The organism is Caballeronia sp. LjRoot34 (genome assembly GCF_964253815.1).
Lineage (GTDB): Bacteria > Pseudomonadota > Gammaproteobacteria > Burkholderiales > Burkholderiaceae > Caballeronia.
Window position 1 is genome coordinate 1341825 of the sequence record NZ_CAXUSB020000003.1, and the last position, 15173, is coordinate 1356997.

General features: G+C 61.1%; 14 protein-coding genes. 9 read left to right on the forward strand and 5 right to left on the reverse strand.

From position 1 onward, the window contains the following. Positions 1-73 precede the first annotated feature (73 nt). Positions 74-637, forward strand: a complete 564-nt coding sequence (locus ACSQ36_RS36970; RefSeq protein ID WP_436185933.1) for a hypothetical protein — start codon at positions 74-76, stop codon at positions 635-637. A gap of 193 nt (positions 638-830) precedes the next feature. Here ACSQ36_RS36970 and ACSQ36_RS36975 read toward each other — a convergent pair whose 3' ends face one another. Together ACSQ36_RS36975 and ACSQ36_RS36980 are read right to left on the reverse strand one after the other, a co-directional pair. Continuing rightward, positions 831-1007 carry a hypothetical protein gene (locus tag ACSQ36_RS36975; protein WP_436185934.1) on the reverse strand — a complete coding sequence of 59 codons (177 nt, stop codon included), beginning with the start codon at positions 1005-1007 and terminating at the stop codon, positions 831-833. Beyond that, positions 982-2331, reverse strand: coding sequence for a solute carrier family 23 protein (locus ACSQ36_RS36980; protein WP_436185935.1), 1350 nt, complete (start codon positions 2329-2331; stop codon positions 982-984). The genes ACSQ36_RS36975 and ACSQ36_RS36980 overlap by 26 nt, the downstream gene beginning before the upstream one ends. Before the next feature lie 356 nt (positions 2332-2687). Between ACSQ36_RS36980 and ACSQ36_RS36985 the strand changes: the two genes are divergently transcribed. After that, positions 2688-3494: an AraC family transcriptional regulator gene (locus ACSQ36_RS36985; RefSeq protein WP_436185936.1), complete on the forward strand. Its 807-nt coding sequence runs from the start codon at positions 2688-2690 to the stop codon at positions 3492-3494. A gap of 22 nt (positions 3495-3516) precedes the next feature. Here the strand turns inward: ACSQ36_RS36985 and ACSQ36_RS36990 are convergent, their stop codons facing one another. Both ACSQ36_RS36990 and ACSQ36_RS36995 read right to left on the reverse strand, forming a co-directional pair. After that, complete coding sequence (locus tag ACSQ36_RS36990; RefSeq protein WP_436185937.1) at positions 3517-5202, reverse strand: MOSC domain-containing protein; 1686 nt, start codon at positions 5200-5202, stop codon at positions 3517-3519. A 132-nt stretch (positions 5203-5334) separates the two neighbouring features. Continuing rightward, on the reverse strand, positions 5335-6312 hold the full coding sequence (locus tag ACSQ36_RS36995) for a LysR substrate-binding domain-containing protein (RefSeq protein ID WP_436185938.1): 978 nt from the start codon (positions 6310-6312) through the stop codon (positions 5335-5337). A gap of 244 nt (positions 6313-6556) precedes the next feature. On the opposite strand from ACSQ36_RS36995, the gene ACSQ36_RS37000 reads away from it, so the two are divergent. The 4 genes from ACSQ36_RS37000 (at position 6557) to ACSQ36_RS37015 (ending at position 9985) form a co-directional block, all read left to right on the forward strand. Further along, the gene (locus ACSQ36_RS37000; protein ID WP_436185939.1) at positions 6557-7975 is read left to right on the forward strand and encodes an amidohydrolase family protein; all 1419 of its coding nucleotides are present in this window, start codon (positions 6557-6559) and stop codon (positions 7973-7975) included. 22 nt (positions 7976-7997) lie between these two features. Beyond that, positions 7998-8477 (forward strand): DMT family transporter, encoded by a 480-nt coding sequence (locus tag ACSQ36_RS37005; RefSeq protein ID WP_436185940.1) that lies wholly within the window; start codon positions 7998-8000, stop codon positions 8475-8477. A gap of 35 nt (positions 8478-8512) precedes the next feature. Next, on the forward strand, positions 8513-8917 hold the full coding sequence (locus tag ACSQ36_RS37010; protein ID WP_436185941.1) for a carboxymuconolactone decarboxylase family protein: 405 nt from the start codon (positions 8513-8515) through the stop codon (positions 8915-8917). Between the two features lie 171 nt (positions 8918-9088). Beyond that, positions 9089-9985, forward strand: a complete 897-nt coding sequence (locus tag ACSQ36_RS37015; protein WP_436185942.1) for a SphA family protein — start codon at positions 9089-9091, stop codon at positions 9983-9985. Positions 9986-10061: 76 nt separating this feature from the next. Here ACSQ36_RS37015 and ACSQ36_RS37020 read toward each other — a convergent pair whose 3' ends face one another. Continuing rightward, entirely contained in the window at positions 10062-10847 is a 786-nt protein-coding gene (locus tag ACSQ36_RS37020; protein WP_436185943.1) for an IclR family transcriptional regulator, read from the reverse strand. Positions 10848-11046: 199 nt separating this feature from the next. On the opposite strand from ACSQ36_RS37020, the gene ACSQ36_RS37025 reads away from it, so the two are divergent. From ACSQ36_RS37025 to ACSQ36_RS37035, 3 genes are read left to right on the forward strand one after another with little or no spacing between them, the layout of a single operon-like run. Continuing rightward, positions 11047-12603, forward strand: coding sequence for an MFS transporter (locus tag ACSQ36_RS37025; RefSeq protein WP_436185944.1), 1557 nt, complete (start codon positions 11047-11049; stop codon positions 12601-12603). A 9-nt stretch (positions 12604-12612) separates the two neighbouring features. Beyond that, the gene (locus tag ACSQ36_RS37030) at positions 12613-13656 is read left to right on the forward strand and encodes an HlyD family secretion protein (RefSeq protein ID WP_436185945.1); all 1044 of its coding nucleotides are present in this window, start codon (positions 12613-12615) and stop codon (positions 13654-13656) included. A 4-nt stretch (positions 13657-13660) separates the two neighbouring features. Beyond that, the gene (locus tag ACSQ36_RS37035; protein WP_436185946.1) at positions 13661-15160 is read left to right on the forward strand and encodes an efflux transporter outer membrane subunit; all 1500 of its coding nucleotides are present in this window, start codon (positions 13661-13663) and stop codon (positions 15158-15160) included. Positions 15161-15173: the final 13 nt, after the last annotated feature.

A 15173-nucleotide genomic window follows, 5' to 3' on the forward strand; every position in this document is an offset into this window, starting at 1 on the left:
GCGGAGCGATGTGGATATCGCTCCGCAATCGTGGCGCACGCGGCGCGGCACCATCACCGACAAGGAGCCTGACATGGCTACAGTAGACTGGAATCGTCCGTCATCGTCCGAAGACACCGCCTTCTTCTTCCCGCCATTTCTTGATTCCGTCAAGAAGCATGGCAAAAGGCTCCGGAAGCTGCTCGGCAAGGAAGCATTGTGCGTGGGTCGCGCATACAACCTCACCGCGCAGCTTTGCGGGTATGAAAGCTACACCGTCATACGCCAAGCATATCTGTCAAATGACGTTCGCCTCACCGTCTGGGACCACGAACTCAGCGAATCGCAATTGCGCGAACGGCGGAGAGTTCAAGCTCAGGTGCTGATGACCGGGATGCAGATAAGCGAGGAGGATGCTCTCCATATTCTCGATGTTAGTTCGTTCTCGGCTCGAAAAATTAACGTAGTGGACGAGCAAACGCTTCCTGAGGAATTTTGCGCTCGAGTTTGCGGTCGTGCTATCAGCGACGCTGGCGACGAACCGGCACTGACTCCAGGGGTACAGTTGGCCAACGTTGGCGGCACGGCTGCCACCGAGCAAATCAATCAGGTGAAGGTGGTCTATCGGAAGCGCAGGCTGGTGCAGAAGGGGCTGTGACTAGGGTCTGGGGAAGCGGGCATCGCTTCCCCAGACCGTCCATAAGTGAAACTATTCGAAGTTCGCGTCGCCAACGTCGCAGTCAGAAGCGACTGGCTAAATAACAGGGGATGTTGAGGTGCTCGCGACCGGGTGTTTCGTAAGTCTTTGATTGTGCTATGAAAATCTGTAGGCTTAAGTGAAACTTCGGCGCTTAAGTGAAACTAATAGAAGTGGCTATCTCGCGAAGGACCGTGACTGAAAGCGCCCCGAGCACAATACCCTTGTCCGCCAGCATCACGATGAGTTCTGTGCGCCGCCGCAGGTTGAAGTGGTCGCCGAACTTGACGAGGTCGAACGAGCGCTCAAAGGCTGTGAATGACATGCTCATCGGGGTGAACCTCCGCGACCGGCTCAGTCTTTTCGCGGGTGAGCGCACAGGCAATCGCGTGCAACGCGATGCCGCCGAAGGTCGCGGTGCCAATACCGCCCAACGAGAAGCCAAAGAACTTGAGCGTGAAATCGCCCGTGCCGAGAATGAAAATCGTTGCGCCTACGATGAGGTTGCTATTGGACGACAGGTCGACGTGATGGTTAATCCAGATGCGCACGCCGGCGACCGCGATCAGGCCGAAGACCACAACCGATACACCGCCCATGATAGCTGCAGGAATGGTCAGGATGAGCGCCCCGAACTTCGGTGAAAAGCCCAGCAGGATGGCAACCAGTGCCGCGACGACAAAAGTGAGCGACGAGTAGATCTTGGTCACCGCCATGACGCCGATGTTCTCCGCGTAGGTGGTCACCCCTGTACCGCCTACGGCGCCAGAGAGCATCGTTGCCAACCCATCGCCGAGAAAAGCGCGTCCCGCGTAGCCGTCGAGGTTGCGCCCCGTAATGGCGCCGACCGCCTTTACGTGGCCAAGGTTTTCCGCAACAAGAATGATCGCGATCGGCGCCATCATCAATGCTGCGTGCGACGAGAATGTCGGTGACGAGAATTTTGGCAAGCCGATCCAGGCGGCGTTGGCGACAACCGAGAAGTCGATTTGCCTGCCAAAGCCGAGTCCATTGGTCACGATCGCGTACAGCACATAGGCGGCAAACACGCCGAGCAGCAGCATCAGACGTTGTGAAAGGCCCTTCGCGCGCACCGCCACCGCAGTGATGAGCACAATGGTCACAAGCGCGAACAGACCGTCAAAGAGGTTCGTACTTATTCCTTTAACCGCGACGCCCGCAAGATTCAGCCCCAACACGGACACTACCGCGCCGGTGACGACCGGTGGCATGACCCGCTCGATCCAGCGGGTTCCGACGGCCATGACAAGCAGGCCGATGAGCGAATAGAGAATTCCGCAGACAATAATGCCGCCGAGGGCGACGGGTAGCGAAGGGTTGATGCCGTGACCGGCGTATCCGGTTACGGCGACCACCGACCCGATGAATGCGAAGCTGGAACCCAGATAGCTTGGCACGCGGCCGCCCACGATCACGAAGAACAGCAACGTGCCGACGCCGGACATGAGGATCGCCACGTTCGGGTCAAATCCCATGATGAGCGGTGCAATCACTGTCGCACCGAACATGGCCACGACGTGCTGCATACCCATCGCAATGGTTTGTCCCCAGGGCAATCGTTCATCGGGCGCGATCGGTTGGTCCGGATGACGGTTGACAGGAACATCCCAGTGCGGGAAATAGTCTCTTAGCATCACGTACTCCGGTATCGGAAGGGGGCACTGGCCGAATCGCTTTTCGAATGCTCGGCAGCCTGGGGTTGGCAGTCAGTGAGTCCACTCTAAGAAGTCAAATATCCGCGTACAACCGCGTGGGGTATCGACTTCCCGCCACAATTCACTTCGCCTATCTAATCTTCATATGACTCGCGAGATTGCGCCCTATGCAAGAGCGGGCGCGCACCCAAAGAGGGCGTGCGTCCCATCAAATCATTCGATGCGGTGCATGGAGGAGGCGGCGCATCGTGTCCGGGGGTACACGAGCGAAACGCACCAGGGATTTCTCGAATATGATGGGTCGTTCACAGCGCAAAAGTACGTTGGAGCGGCCAATGAATGGACAGTGGCAAAAGCCGAGGCTCGTGGAGTCGGCGTCGCGGGACGTCAGTCTGACACCGGAATTTCCACAGCTATCGCTGGCGGAGACGCTTGATAACGGCCTTGTGGTCGGCTGGCACTCTCACGACTTCGCCCAGGTGTTATGCCCATCCAAAGGTGTCGTAGCGCTGCTCGTTCGCGACTGGCTAAGCGTAGTGCCGGAAGGTTTTGCGGCACTTGTGCCGGCCGGGGTCGTGCATACGGTGGTGGCTAACACGACCACTACCCTCAGCACCATTTGCGTAAGGCAACCCGAGAGCACGCCGGGCGAGCCGGCACATGCCGTCCACCCGAAAATTTGCCGGCTGGGTCGGGACGCATTGATGGCCGAGGGTGATCTGGCGGCCCGGGTACTTTCATCGTTCGAGGCGCCGGGGCGGGATGAGGTCCACTCGCCGGAGGACGCGTTGCTGGGCTATTTGTCCGGCGTTCCGATTCCGGGTGATCGACGCGCCAGACCCATCGCGTTCCGTCTCATCAATGCGTTACACGACCAGCGTACGCTCAAGGAGTGGGGTGAGCAGTTTGGCGCGAGCGAGCGCACGCTGTCGCGAATTTTCCATGATGAAGTCGGCATGAGCTTCCGGCAGTGGCGCACTCGCGTGCAACTGGCGGAAACCATCGCACTTCTTCTGTCCGGGCGGTCGGTGAAAACGGCTTCGTGCTCCGCGGGCTACAGCAGCCCGTCGGCATTCATCGCGGCATTCCGGGCGGTAACGGGCGAATCGCCGCTGAAGTATCTGAACAGCAGCATTTGGTAACGCTCGACGCTCGAACTCGTTCTCAGATGTCGAGCGTGACGCACCCCGAGTTCGCGCGGGACACGCACACGGCCATCTTCGTCCGGCGCTCACCGGGAGAGAGGCAATAGTCGTTGTGAGCGATGACCCCATCGCGGTAGCCCACCACACAGGTCCCGCATGATCCTGATTCGCACGAGGAAGGGACGTCGACTGCGTGTTGCCTTAGCACTTCCAGAACGGTGCGGCGGGCGGCCACCTCGAGGGTCTGCCCGGACGACGCGATTCTGACCGAGAAGGCTGTGGCGCCGTCATCCACGCCCGACGCGGAAAACGCTTCGTAGTGGAAGTTCTTGAGCGGCAAGCGGGTGGGCTTCGACTGCAGCGCCTTCATCAATCCCTCTGGTCCGCAGCAGTAGACGTGCGTGTCCGAATCGAGCCCTTCCAGAACGGCGTCGAGATCGATGCCTCGTTGAGGCGCGCCACCGTCGAAATGAAAGCGTACCTCGCGTGCCTTCAGCTCGCCGAGCTGCTCAACGAAGGCGGCTTCTTTCTCCGAGCGCGTGCAGTAATGCAGGAGGAACCTCGCGCCGGTCGCACGGAAGTGCTGGATCATCGACAGGAACGGGGTAATGCCGATACCCCCGCCGATCATAAGATGGAACCCTGCGCCTTCCTCTACGGGAAAGGTGTTGATGGGCTCGGACACCTTCAACGTGTCACCCGCCTTCAGATTTGTGTGTAGCCACTTCGATGCGCCGCGGCTCGATGGCGAGAGTCCCACTCCTATCCGGTAGGCCCTGCCGTCTGAGTTCTCGCAGAGCGAGTACGCGCGCTCAAGCCCGTTGGGTAACTTCACCTTGACGTGAGCGCCCGGCGTGGAGGGAAGAAGCCGTTTTCCGGACGCGGCCACGAGTTCGAAGGAACGCACCGTGGCGCTTTCGAGCGTGACGCTCTTTACCGTCACCTCTGTCCAGCGTTCGTCGGTTGAAAGAGATTCGATGGCGCTCGTCTCTTCATCGATCAGGCGCGAATTCCACTCTTCGACTTCCATCGATTCAAGCCGCTTTCTCAACAATGCGCGCATGTCCGGCGCCAACTCTTCGAGTTCAACGAGCTCGGCGATGGCGGGCAAGTTCTGTGTATCGGAGTACAGAATGTCCTGCACACGGGAGACAGTCCACTGTGGGTGCGGGCGCTCTACGACGCGCATCTGATCACCCGCGCACACCTCACCTGTCCGAAGAACCCGGTAATACCAGCCGGTTCGGTGCGACTCCTGGGTGCGGCGCGACATGCTCGTCTGTTGAAACCGATGATTGAGTTTGAAGCATGGTTGGCGAGGCTGCGCGACCTGCAGAACGACGGACCCGACCTCCACGACGTCGCCGATGCACATGTTCATTTCGTCGAAGCCGTCAGCCACAAGGTTCTCGCCGAATCCGCCAGGGTTGAATAGGTGCGCACTGGCGGGAAGCTCTTTTCTCCATGCATCGTAGTGGTGCCGCGCGTACTGCAGCACCGCCTTATGCGGGCCGCCGTGAATGACCGCTTCGCCCTGTTCGTCGCCTTCAATCCGGACATCGGAGATACGGACCGGTCCTTGACAGACCGATTTTGCGATGCCGGTCATGATGGTGGTTTGCGCAAGGCGCTTGACCTTGCCGATGCGAATTTCTTCGAGCGTGGTCTCTTGGATAACGGTGTCGATTGCGTCCAGATTCATCATCTTTCCAGGGGATGTGAGAGGCAGCGCGGCGGCGCTTGCTCCATCCCTTCAATCTATCCGATGGAAAACCCTCCGGGCGGTTTGCGGATGTTGAGTTTCGGACATTCTGGCAAGCCGCGCGAATGCACCCACTCAAGCCGCTTCGATTGCTTGTCCGCCGGACGGTAGTCCGGGTGCGAGCATTTCCGGGAGTGGCGAGGGCGTCGCGCCTGTTCCCATCGACACGCCTTTGACAACGTCAATGAACGCGCGCAGCGCTGCGGGCATGCGGGTACGGCTCGGGTGATAGAGGTAAAACCCCGGGAAGAACGGAGACCATTCTTGCAGCAAAGGGACAAGACGCCCCGACGTCAGTTGCGGCCCCATCCAGTCTTCGGTCCACACCGTGATGCCGAGTCCATCGATGGCGGCCTGAAGCGCGACCGCACAGTCGTTGACGATCAACGTGCCTTTGACTGACACGTCAAACCACTGTCCGTCCTTTGCAAATTCCCAGTTGTAGACGCTGGTCTGCCCCGCCCGGCGCCAGTTAATGCACCGATGGTTGTGCAGGTCGTGAGGCGTTTGCGGCACGCCATGCTTTTCCAGATACTCAGGGGAGGCGACTGCAATCTGGCGCAGATCGGGACCCACGCGCACCGCCACCATGTCCTGGTCGACGTGCTCGCCGAGCCGGATACCAGCGTCAAAACCACGCGCAACGATATCCCCCAGGCTCTCGTCACTCGTCAGGTCGAGCACGACGTCGGGATACTCCTCCTGAAACACGCCGAGCATTGGCTGCAGCAGGTGAATGATCGCCATTTGCGGCGCGCATACGCGAAGCGTCCCCGACGGTTTCCCCTTTTTCTCGGCCGCATCTTCAAGTGCGGCATCGAATTCGGCGAGAAGAGGCTGCATGCGCGCGAGCAGCCGGGCTCCGGCTTCAGTGAGGCTGGTGCTACGTGTCGTGCGATTAAAAAGGCGCACGCCCAGCCGCTCCTCAAACCCACGAATAGTCTGACTCAGTGCAGAAGGTGACACCGCCATCTGTCCCGCAGCGCGGGCGAACGAACCCTGTTCGGCGACCGATACGAAGGCCCGTACATCGGCGAAATCGCTTCCTCTCATTATGTATCCCCAGCTTCACAGAGTATGAAAATTATAGGTGATTGTTAGGGGCGGCGCGCGCAACTACATTTGACGAACTCGCCGATGCAGCGCTCTTCGTGATCGGCAACGGCTTTACCACCGGTACGGTGTTGCAAATCGATGGCGGCGCCAACGCCTGAAGCAGGACCTTTCCTGAATCTCCTCGCCCGTCCGACGACGGGCAGCTTTCCAACCATTCCCGATCATTCGCTGGAACCGAACAATGTCACTCGATAATTACCCGCCGACCGCATGGGAACACCTTCGCTCGATCGTCAAGCCGCTCGAACCGGTCGACGATAAACAACGCGTCCTGATCAAGGGCGGTGCAATCGTCAGCATGGACAAGGAAGTGGGCGACCTCACGCTCGGTGACATCCTGATTGAGGGCGACCGCATTGCCGCGATCGCGCCGTCGATCGACGCCGATGGCGCTGAAATCATCGACGCCACCGACATGATCGTCATGCCCGGTTTCGTCGACTCGCATCGTCACGCATGGGAAGGGCAGTTGCGCCGTATCGACCCGAACTCGCCGACCCTGATGGACTACCTGAGGTCGACGCACTTCTCCTTCGCGACGCACTACCGTCCGGAAGACATGTACGTCGGCAATCTCATCACGGCGCTAGGTGCAATCGACTCCGGCATCACCACCATGGTCGACAACTCCCACAATGCCCGAAGCCCGGCGCACTCGGATGCCTCAGTCGATGCGCTCGAAGACGCCGGCATCCGCGCGGTCTATGCACCGGGCAAGCCGCTCGCGGGGGAATGGGCGCACCACTGGCCGCAAGACCTCGGGCGGCTGAAGCAGGAACGCTTCGATTCAGACGACCGGCTCGTCACGATGGCCATGATGTCGCAGTGGGATCGCGAAACGTGGGCGGCGGCGCGGGCGGTGGGGCTGCGCATCATCACCGAGTTCCTTGGCGAAGACATGGGCAAGCTGCTGCCGGGTCTCCAGAAAGAAGGGCTTCTCGGGCCGGACAATATTTTCAATCACTGCACGGGCCTTTCCGATGAGCAGTGGGAAATCCTGCGTGAGGCCGGTGTGAACGTCGACGTCTGCCCGCGCTCGGATGCGCAATACGGTCTGGAAGAAGGGCTGTGTGTGTACCAGCGCGCGATCGACCACGGCATTGCGCCGGCCATCAGTATCGACGTTGAAGCCTCGTACGGCGGAGACATGTTTGCCGAGATGCGCGCCGCCTACTTCATGCAGCGTGCGCACGCACAGAATCGTCGTTATCGGGGCGATGAAACGGCGCCGGCGGCAGTGTCGGTACGTAGCATCCTCGAGACGGCAACCATCAATGGCGCACGCGTGGCGGGCCTCGATGAAAAAACGGGTTCCCTGACCCCGGGCAAGAAGGCTGACATCGTGCTTATCCGCGCCGACGACCTGAACCTGTACCCATCGAACAATGCCATCGGCACCATCGTTCACGCCGCGGAACGCAGCAACGTGGATACGGTGATCGTGGGCGGCCGCGTTCGGAAGTCGGGCGGCAAGCTGCTCGGCCTCGATTTCCCGGCACTCAAGCAGGCGACGGAAGCTTCCCGTGCGCATCTGTTCGCTGGCGCCGGTTATATTCCCGACCCGTTCGCGGACGCGTCACCGAAAGTCGCGCAGGCCTGAGACTAACCAAAATGGATGTGACATGAACCTGATTTTTCTGCTCATCGCATTCTGCGCCGGCTCGGCCATTTCGATTCAGGCCGCGGTCAACAGCCAACTCGCGGGTGGTCTTGGCGGCAACGTGGTGGCCGCGGCCCTCGTGTCGTTCTCAATTGGCACGGTGGCGCTCGCGGCAATTGCGCTTGGCAAAGGCGGTTTGTCGGCTGCGATCGTGAGCTTGCCGTCGCAACCAGTCTGGCGCTTCGGCGGTGGTCTGCTCGGCGCGGCTGCGATCTTCTGCACCGTACTGCTCGCGCCACGCATTGGTCTGGCCAACATGCTGGCGCTGGTGATTGCCGGGCAACTGCTGTCGTCGCTCGCAATCGATCACTTCGGCCTGGTCGGCGTAATGACCCGTCAGGTGTCAGGTATCAAGCTTGCCGGCGCGCTGGTCATGCTGACAGGGGTCTGCCTGACGCTCTTCGGCAACTCGCTGGTTCAGGCGCTGACGAAACACAGCTAAGTGCGTATCCAATTAAATCGATCCAGAGGTATCCGATGAAAGACAATCAGCATCCCGAACCCGGCAGCCGGTATGCGCGCGGCAGCGCGATTTTCGAAGAAGCACTTGGCATTCCAGCGGACGCTTTCGCCAGGAGTCTCGCCGATGTGGCACCGCGTTTCACACGCTACGTGATGGAGTGGGAGTTTGCGGACATGGTGGGGGAGTCGTCGCTCGACGCCCGTACGCGAGAAATAGTGGCGATCACCTCGTTGGCGACGCTCGGTGCGACGGGTGCAGCGGTGTTGAAGCTTCGCATCGCTTCGGCGCTCAAAGCGGGCGTGACACGGGAAGCCATCATCGATATTTTTATCCAGCTCGGCATTACCGCCGGCTTCCCGATTGCACTCGCCGCGATTCACGCAGCTCAGGAACAATTTGGGGCCGCTGACGCCGCGTGACGATCGCGGGTGGTCGCCCGCGTTCTCCACTTCACTTAAAAATGCAATGAACCAATAGCGCGCGGGCGAGGACCGATGGATCTCGCCTGCTGTACGGACGTTCCCGTGGATTCGTCATCCTAATTAACGTAACAAACCATTTTTGAAGACTGCTGTCTGGCAGTAACACGCATGACAACGCTCAAGAAACGTATCCTCGTCGGTCTGGTCGCGCTTGCGGCGGCACTCTCACAGTCCGCCATCGCGACCGAAGGCGGCGGCGACAACATTGGGCAGGGCTCGGAGGGGTTCTTTGCGGGCATGTTGCCTGAGCCGGGCTGGTATGGCGTGCTGTACACCAACTACTATCACGCAAGCCGGTTCAATGACAGCCATGGTAAATCTTCGATCCCGGGCTTTAACTTCTCGGCCGAAGTTCTTGCCGCGCGCCTCTTCTATATGTCGAACCTGAAGGTCGCGGGTGGCCGGGTAGGGGCTTTCGCCATTGGCAATGTTGCGTCGCTGCAAAGCAGTTCGGCGTCTGGCAAGGACCATCGCAACGGCGTGGGCGACGTCACGGTGGGCTCGACTGTCGGCTGGGACGTCGGCGCGTTTCACCCGCTGGTCGCGGTCGACATCGTGCTGCCCGTCGGCGGCTATGACATGGCACGCGGGCTGAACACCGGCGGCAACTACTACTCGTTCCGCCCGATCGTCGCTTTCACTTATCTGCCAACAAACGGTCTGGAAGTGTCGGCGAAGATCACGTACACGTTCAACGTACGCAATGCGGATACTGATTACCGGTCGGGGCAGATTTTCCACTTCGACTATTCGGTGAGCTATCCGGTCGCGAAAGACCTGCGTCTTGGCGTGAACGGGTACTACGTGAACCAAACCACGGACGACTATCAGCACGGCATGCCTGTCGACGGAGACGGGTTTCGCGGCCGCGTGGCTGCCATCGGGCCGGCTGCGCATTATCAGTTCGGCAAGGTTGGCCTCGACCTGAAGGTGCTAAAGGAATTTGCCGCGCGCAATCGTACGGAGGGCGCGAGCGTCTGGGCAAAGGTCGTTGTGCCATTTTGAAGCCCAATGCACTGCGTTCAAGGGCTGGCTCGTAAGCCGCAGTCGCAGGCTCTCGGGAATGACGCGGACAGATGATTCACGCATCGGCCGAAGCCTTTCCAATCTCGCTGAGCAACGCCTCCTGGCATTTGAGCAACTGAGCGGCGAGCATTTCGCGCTTAAGGCCGAATCGCGCGCTTGGCACGACCACCGAGACGGCGTAGCGGCCAAGAATGGTGTCGATCGCGACGGCTATCGACGAGATGCCGGGTTCGGTCTCGTCTTCCTGGTACGCATAGCCCGCACTGCGCACCTTTCGAAGTTCTTTTGTCAACGCGGTGGCTGAGTGCAACGTGCGGGGCGTGACGCGCTCGTAGGTGTCTCCCATGAGCTCAAGCACTTCTTCATCGGGGTTCAGCGCAAGCAGAGCCTTTCCGCCGCATGTGCTGTGAAGCGGCAGGCTTGCGCCCACGCGCGGCACAACGCGCAGCTCTTGCTCGGAGACGACGACATGCACGAACGCAAGCTCGCGCCCGCTCATGCGCGTGAGCGCCACCGTCTCGGCGACCTCGTCGCACAGCGCCTGCATATGCGGAGTAACGACCGCAACGACGTCGGTATGCAGCTTCCCCACAAGGCGCAGCAAGGAAGGGCCGAGGCGCACGCCGTCCGCGCGATCGGATCGCACAAGGCCTTCGGTCCCGAGCGCGTTGACGATGCGCTGCACCGTCGAACGGGGCAGTTCGACTACTTTGGCTATCTCGCCCAGGCTCATGCCGCCCGGGGAAGCGCCAAGGGCATCCAGGATTCTCGCGGCGCGGCCAATGACCTGAATGCCGTTTCCGCGTTCGTCGTCGCCGTTCTGTTGTTGCTTTTCGTTCATGGTCGGTCGCTTTTCGGTGAGTCTGGAGTTTAACGCGTCTGTACGATCGTGCGTCACAAAATATCCACGATACGATACAACGGATCGTATGGTAGACTTCGCGCTTATTTTGAATCTGTACCGTAATACGAGTTGAAGTACCGTATGGCGAGCATTAACATGCGTCCAGCGGTGAGCGTTCTTTCAGTTGGAGCACGAGATGACCTCGACACAATCCATAGCCGTAGGCGGAGCGCCGCCCGCGCCACCGGTACCCACACCTTTTAACGGTCGGCTCATTGTTGGCCTTCTGGGCGTGCTGATTGCCGCGCTGGCCTCGGGCCTGAATAACCGCGTGACGGATATCGCGCTGAATGACGTTCGGGGCGTACTCGGCATGGGGTTTGACGAAGGCACGTGGGTGCGCGCGGCCTATGCCGCAGCGGAAGTGGCTGCAATGATGGTGTCCGCGTGGTGCGCCGTGACGTTTTCACTGCGCCGCTTCGCGGTGGCCGTGGTGCTGCTCTTCGCACTGCTTGGCGCGGTGTTTCCTTTCGTGCAGGGCTTCAACGCCATCATCGCGCTGCGAATCGCCCAAGGGTTGCTCGGCGGCGCGCTGCCGCCGCTCCTGATGACGGTGGCGCTTCGGTTCCTGCCACCGCCAATCAAGCTTTACGGGCTGAGCGCGTACGCATTGACCGCGACGTTCGGCCCGAACCTCGCGGTACCGCTCGTCGCACTCTGGACGGGGCCGGTGGGCTGGCAATTCGTGTACTGGCAAATCATCCCGCCTTGCCTGATCGCGGCGGCGATGATTGCCTACGGTCTTCCGCAGGACCCGCTGCGCCTTGAACGCTTCCGGCAATTCGACTGGGTGGGCGTGCTGACCGGATGCGGTGGCATGGCGGCGCTGGTTATAGGTCTGGAGCAGGGTGAGCGGCTGGACTGGTTCAACTCGCCGCTCATTTGCGTGCTGCTCGGCTCAGCGGCCGTTTCGCTCGTGGTCTTCTGCATTAACGAGTGGCATCACCCGTTGCCCTTATTCAAGCTGCAAATCCTCGCGCGCCGCAATTTCTCGCATGGCCTGCTGGCACTCGGAGGCTTGCTGACAGTCTTCATGTCCGGCTCGATGCTGCCTTCGCTTTACCTCGGGCAGGTACAGGACTTCAAGCCACTGGAGATTGGACCGCTCGCGCTAAGCATTGCGATTCCGCAGTTGCTCGCGGCGCCGGCCGCTGCCGCGCTGTGCAATCTCCGCTGGCTGGATAGCCGGTTCGTCATGGCAACCGGTCTCGCGCTATTGGTGGCGTCGTGTTTCGCAGGCTCGTTTCTAACGTCCGACTGGGGACGCGATAACTTTTACCTGTTGCAGGCGATGCAGGCGCTGGGCCAACCGCTTGCCGTGCTCCCCATCCTGATGGGTGCTACCGGCGTCGTGCAGCCGATGGAAGGACCGTTTGCTTCGGCGATGTTCAACACGGTGCGTGGTCTTAGCACCGCGGTCGGCGCGACCGTCATCGAGGTATTCATCGCTCATCGTGAGCGCTTCCACTGGACCATGCTGCTCGATCGTGCGGGCAATCTCGCCGGGCGTTTGCCGCAGACCGCGGTAGGCGCTCGACTTGGCTCCCAGGTGCACGAGCAGGTAGTCGTGCTGAGTCTCGCCGACGCCTACCTGCTGATTATGGGCATCGCACTCGCGCTGGTCATTCTGTTGATGGTTCTACCCGTTCGCGCTTTGCCTCCTCAATCCGTTTTCATACAGCCCTCGAAGTAAGGTGTTTCGATGAACAAGAAATTTCTCCGTGCTGCCGGCGTTGCGGTGGCAGTACTCGCCGTCGCGGGTGCCGTATTCGCGATGACCGGCCGTGGCCAGTCGGGCGAACAGTCAACCGACGACGCGTACGTCTCTGCCGACTACACGCTGGTCGCCCCCAAGGTCTCCGGCCAGATTGCCAAGGTGCTGGTCGAGGATAACCAGCGCGTTATGGCGGGCGCCACCCTTGCGCGCATCGACGACCGCGACTTTCAGACCGGTCTTCAGACGGCACGGGCCGAACTGGTTGCCATCAACGCACGGCTGGCCAACATCGACGCGCAGCTTGCGAAGCAAGATGCAGTCATCGCGCAGGCGAAGGCTTCGATTGCGGCGGACGATGCGGCTATCACCTTCGCGCAGCAGAACGCCGGGCGCTATCAGCGGCTGTCGAAGGACGGCGCCGGTACTATCGAGCAGCAGCAACAGGCCGAATTTACTTTGCGGCAGCAGTCCGCGATCCGGGCGCGGGACGCAGCAGCATCCGACGCGGCGCTAAAGGAACTGGGCGTGCTGAAGAGCCAGCGGGCAGAAACCGCTGCCACGGTGAAGCGCGCTGAAGCCACCGTGGAACAGGCGCAACTGAACCTGTCATACACAACGATCACAGCGCCTGTCGATGGCATCGTCGGGCAGCGCTCGGTCCGCGTGGGCGCCTATGTGAATGCAGGGACTACGCTCATGGCTGTCGTGCCCCTGCACAAGGCCTACGTGGTCGGCAACTACCGCGAAACGCAATTGACGCACGTGCGCGTCGGAGAACGCGTCCGGATTACGGTGGATGCGTATCCCGACCTTCTATTGCAGGGCAGTGTCGAGAGCATCGCGCCGGCAACGGGACTCACGTTCTCGCCAGTTGCCCGCGACAACGCAACGGGCAACTTCACCAAGGTCGTTCAGCGCGTGCCCGTGAAGATAGCCCTGGACCAGGACCAGCCGCAGGAAAACCTGCTTCGCGTCGGCATGTCGGTCGTCACGCACATCAATACCGGAAGTCCGGCGAAATCGGAGTAGCCACATGACCACGAGACAACCACGTCACCTGGTTCGCGCCGGGCTAACTACGCTCTCCTTCGCTTTGCTAACGGCATGTACGGTCGGCCCCAACTTCGTCGCTCCGCAGGCACAGGTGCCCGAAAAATGGACTCCTCATACCAGTGCGACGACGCAGAGCCATCCGGTAGATGCGTCGATCGACCCGAAGTGGTGGAGTCAGTTTGGCGACGCTCAGCTCGACGCGCTCATACAGCGCGCGGTATCAAGCAACCTCGACATCCAGGTTGCGGCGACGCGACTGCTGCAAAGCCGCTGGGAGCGCCGCATTGTGGGTGCGGCGGGGCTGCCGTCCGTGGGCGCTAACGCGGCCTACCAGCGTACGGGCGTGAGCGGCGTGGGCGTACTGGGGCAGGAGGGCGAGTCCTCCGGACCGGCGGACGGTGGAAACGCAAGCGTCATGGGCGCCGAAGCAGGCGCACCGTTCAATCTCTACCAATACGGCTTCGACGCAGCCTGGGAGCTGGACCTGTGGGGGCGCAACCGCCGCGCGAACGAATCCGCAGATGCGATGATTGTCGCGACCGATGAAATGCGACACGGCGTAATTGTGTCCGTATTGACGGAAACCGCCACCAGCTACATCCAGCTTCGTGCGGTTCAGGCGACGACGGCGACGGTGACCGAGTCGCTCACATTGGCGAAGCAGAGCCTTGAGCTCACGAAACGACGTCGCACCGAAGGGGTCGCCACCACCCTCGAAGTATCGGAGGCGTCGGCACTCGTCGCATCTATTGAGTCGGAATTGCCCGCGCTTGAAGAGCAGCAGGGGCATCTGGTCAATGCGCTCAGCCTGCTCGTCGGGCAACCGCCGGGGACATTGACAGCGGAACTGGCTGGCGCAAGGCCTGTGCCGCCGGTGCCGGCGCAGGTGCCAGTCGGGTTGCCGTCAGAGCTCGCGCGGCGGCGGCCGGACATCCGTCAGGCCGAAGCACGTTTGCATTCCAGCACTGCGAACATTGGCGTCGCTCAGGCTGACTTCTACCCCCATGTAACGCTCTCGGGCAACATCGGGATGCAATCGCTGTCTTTCGCGTCGCTCGGCACGTGGGCGGCGCGACAGTTTGCAGTCGGCCCCACGATGAGCCTGCCCATCTTCGAAGGCGGCCGCCTCAAGGGCACACTGAAGTTGCGCGAGGCGCAGCAGCAGGAGGCGGCACTGGCCTATCAGAAGACGGTCCTGAACGCGTGGCGGGAAATTGACGACGCGTTGATTGCGTACGACGCGCAGCAGCGCAGACGCGCCAGTCTCACTGCGGCAGTCGAGCATAGCCAGACCGCGTACCGGGCGGCGGTATCGCGCTACAAGGCCGGCGCAAGCACGTTCCTGGACGTGCTCGTGGTGCAGCGCACGCTGCTCGACGCGCAGACGGCACTCGTGCATAGCAATGCAGAGGTGTCGTTGACGGTGGTGCGGCTCTACAAAGCGCTCGGGGGCGGCTGGGAGGATTCGCCGCTCGCTTGAATCGCAAACTCCC

Excerpts from the sequence above, each read along its gene's own strand:
- ACSQ36_RS37025 (WP_436185944.1), top strand. The coding sequence starts at position 11,047 with ATGACCTCGACACAATCCATAGCCGTAGGCGGAGCGCCGCCCGCGCCA.
- ACSQ36_RS37015 (WP_436185942.1), top strand. The coding sequence starts at position 9,089 with ATGACAACGCTCAAGAAACGTATCCTCGTCGGTCTGGTCGCGCTTGCG.
- ACSQ36_RS37005 (WP_436185940.1), top strand. The coding sequence starts at position 7,998 with ATGAACCTGATTTTTCTGCTCATCGCATTCTGCGCCGGCTCGGCCATT.
- ACSQ36_RS37020 (WP_436185943.1), bottom strand. The coding sequence starts at position 10,847 with ATGAACGAAAAGCAACAACAGAACGGCGACGACGAACGCGGAAACGGC.
- ACSQ36_RS36990 (WP_436185937.1), bottom strand. The coding sequence starts at position 5,202 with ATGATGAATCTGGACGCAATCGACACCGTTATCCAAGAGACCACGCTC.
- ACSQ36_RS36980 (WP_436185935.1), bottom strand. The coding sequence starts at position 2,331 with ATGCTAAGAGACTATTTCCCGCACTGGGATGTTCCTGTCAACCGTCAT.
- ACSQ36_RS36975 (WP_436185934.1), bottom strand. The coding sequence starts at position 1,007 with ATGAGCATGTCATTCACAGCCTTTGAGCGCTCGTTCGACCTCGTCAAG.
- ACSQ36_RS37010 (WP_436185941.1), top strand. The coding sequence starts at position 8,513 with ATGAAAGACAATCAGCATCCCGAACCCGGCAGCCGGTATGCGCGCGGC.
- ACSQ36_RS36970 (WP_436185933.1), top strand. The coding sequence starts at position 74 with ATGGCTACAGTAGACTGGAATCGTCCGTCATCGTCCGAAGACACCGCC.
- ACSQ36_RS37035 (WP_436185946.1), top strand. The coding sequence starts at position 13,661 with ATGACCACGAGACAACCACGTCACCTGGTTCGCGCCGGGCTAACTACG.
- ACSQ36_RS37030 (WP_436185945.1), top strand. The coding sequence starts at position 12,613 with ATGAACAAGAAATTTCTCCGTGCTGCCGGCGTTGCGGTGGCAGTACTC.
- ACSQ36_RS37000 (WP_436185939.1), top strand. The coding sequence starts at position 6,557 with ATGTCACTCGATAATTACCCGCCGACCGCATGGGAACACCTTCGCTCG.
- ACSQ36_RS36985 (WP_436185936.1), top strand. The coding sequence starts at position 2,688 with ATGAATGGACAGTGGCAAAAGCCGAGGCTCGTGGAGTCGGCGTCGCGG.
- ACSQ36_RS36995 (WP_436185938.1), bottom strand. The coding sequence starts at position 6,312 with ATGAGAGGAAGCGATTTCGCCGATGTACGGGCCTTCGTATCGGTCGCC.